General features: G+C 43.5%; 1 protein-coding gene. It reads right to left on the bottom strand.

Annotated features, from left to right (window positions below; all coding sequences use genetic code 11):
• Positions 1-2,394, bottom strand: a 2,394-nt coding sequence (locus tag J0895_RS13760; protein ID WP_277989841.1) for a ligand-binding sensor domain-containing protein, incomplete at its 3' end; no start/stop codon positions are given.
• Positions 2,395-2,503 lie beyond the last annotated feature (109 nt).

The following is a 2,503-nucleotide window of genomic DNA, read 5'->3' as shown; positions in this document are numbered from 1 at the left end:
CCAGACTCCATCATTGTTGGAACCTTTGACATGGAACGTATAGTGGCCGCCATCAAGGTTGGTATAGGTGGCATAGCGTCGGGTACCGGAGTTAATCCAGTCTTTATCAAATCCTTCCAGTTTATAGGCGTATTGGTTTTTTTCCGTTGCCGTGTAATTTAAGGCGGCAAACTCGAAGGAAAACACATAATCTTGATAAGACAGATTCAGGGCTTTGATTTGAGAAATGGCTTGATCAAGTTGGGTCGTTTCGTTGAGCTTTTTAAACCCCGTGATCACAATGGGGGGAATGTAAGGGTTATTTTTGACCTGCTCGGGGAAAAAGACATTAAACCCCTTGACGTTGCCAAAGAGCATTTGTCCGGTCTTGCTTTTGTAATACGCTCCTGCATTAAACTCATTACTGAGCAGGCCGTCACTGGTATCATAGTTTTTGAAAGTTTCCTGGGATGGATTAAATTTAGATAATCCCTTGTTGGTGCTTAACCACAGGTTCCCTTGATCATCGGGCAGAATACCGTAAACGACATCATTCGGCAATCCGTCTGTTTCGTTATAGGCAATAAACGTTTGGGTGAGGGGGTCAAATTTATTCACACCCCCGCCAAATGTGCCTAACCAGAGGATGCCGGTGGGGTCTTCGTAGATGGACAAGACGCTATTATTGCTTAAGCTATTGAGGGTATCGCTTTTTTGATAGCGCGTAAAGTTTCCGGTTTGGCGATCGAGTTGATTTAAGCCGCCTTGGTGGGTTGCCACCCACAGTTTACCCCGGGTATCTTCATAAATTTGCCAAATACTATTATCGCTCAAGCTGTTAGGATTATTGGGGTCGGCTTGGTAGGCGGTAAATGTGCCTGTTTCGCGATCAAGTTGATTTAAGCCTCCTCCAAATGTCCCGATCCAGAACGTTCCTTGTTGATCTTCAAACATGGACACCACCGAGTTATCGCTCAAACTGGCGGGATTATTGGGGTCATGAGTATAGTGGGTAAACTTGTTAGTTTTGCGGTCTAATGTATCCAGTCCACCGCCAAACGTGCCAATCCAAAGGGTGCCGTAGCGGTCCTCATAAATGGACCAGACTCCCCCTACACTTAAACTATCGGGGTCGTTGGGGTTATTCTGATAGGTTGTAAATTCTCCCGTTTCGCGATCAAATTTTTCTAAAAATCCCCCAAATGTCCCGAGCCAAATTGTGCCGTTTTTATCTTCATAAATGGACATAATTGCAGGATCTTCCGCCATGCCGTGAGGATTACCGGGTTCGTAGGTGTAGCGGTCAAATTTAATGCGATGGCGATCGTATTTGTTAATTCCGCCTATAAATGTTCCAAACCACAAGATGCCGGACCGATCTTCATAGATGGAAAACACAGCACTATCACTCAAGCTGTGGGGATTGCCCGGGTTTGGGGTGTAGGTTGTAAATTCCTCCGTGTTTGGATTAAAGAGATTGAGTCCATTGCCGCCAGAACTTCCCAGCCAACTCCCTGTACCCATCCAGATTAGACCCGTTTCATCTTGATATATTTGGCTCACGGTATTGCTGCTGATACTGTGGGGATTGTTGGGGTCATTCATGTAGCGGGTAAATTCTTCTGTGTCGCGGTTAAATTTATTAACGCCACCACCCAAGGTACTAATCCAGAGGTTCCCTTCCCTGTCTTCTATAATCGAACTAATGGAATTATCACTTAAACTTTTGGGGTCATCGGGATGATGTTGGTAATGGATAAACTTCTGAGTATTGCGGTCAAATTTCTCCAATCCTCCTTTCGTTCCTAACCAAAGCTCTCCCCATTGATTTTCATAAATAGCCGTGACACTATTTCGAATTAAGCTATCCAGATTGTTGGGGTCATTTTTATAGCGGATAAAGTCTCCAGTTTGGGGGTTAAATTGGTTGAATCCATCTTCCGTTCCCACCCACAGGACTTGGTTTTTATCTTCATGAATGGACAAAATATGATTATTACTGAGACTTTGAGGATTACTCGGATTGTTTTTATAGCGGGTAAATTGTTCGGTAACTTTATTAAAATAATTCAATCCTCCATCATTTGTACCCACCCATATTCCCTCCCCCTTTTCATAAAGTGTTGTTACAAAATTATCCGATATAGAATAAATATCTGAGGGGTCATTTTTATAAATTTTAAAATCATATCCATCGTATTTATTGAGGCCATCGGGTGTGGCAAACCACATAAATCCTTCTGGGTCTTGGAGAATAGAAAAGACGGTACTAGCAGACAGCCCTTGTTCAATCGTTAGCTGCTCAAATTCCAGGTGAGGACTGAGAGCAAAAGCCGGATTTGGGCCGATTAAATTTATCAAGATTGCCAGCAGTACCGCCGGGAGCCATTGGATAAGTTTGGGAATTTTTTTCATGGATTTATATTCCTGATCTAGAGTCAGCCCAGGTACTTGTCTGGATTTAGATCTATAGCAATTTTCACATTCATGAGGTACGTCTATTCGATCCCCCCTAGCCCCCCTT

It is taken from the genome of Phormidium pseudopriestleyi FRX01 (assembly GCF_017313335.1).
Classification (GTDB): Bacteria; Cyanobacteriota; Cyanobacteriia; order Cyanobacteriales; family Laspinemataceae; genus Laspinema; species Laspinema pseudopriestleyi.
The sequence above is the reverse complement of the archived record's forward strand: the minus strand, read 5'-3'. Positions and strand labels throughout refer to the sequence as shown.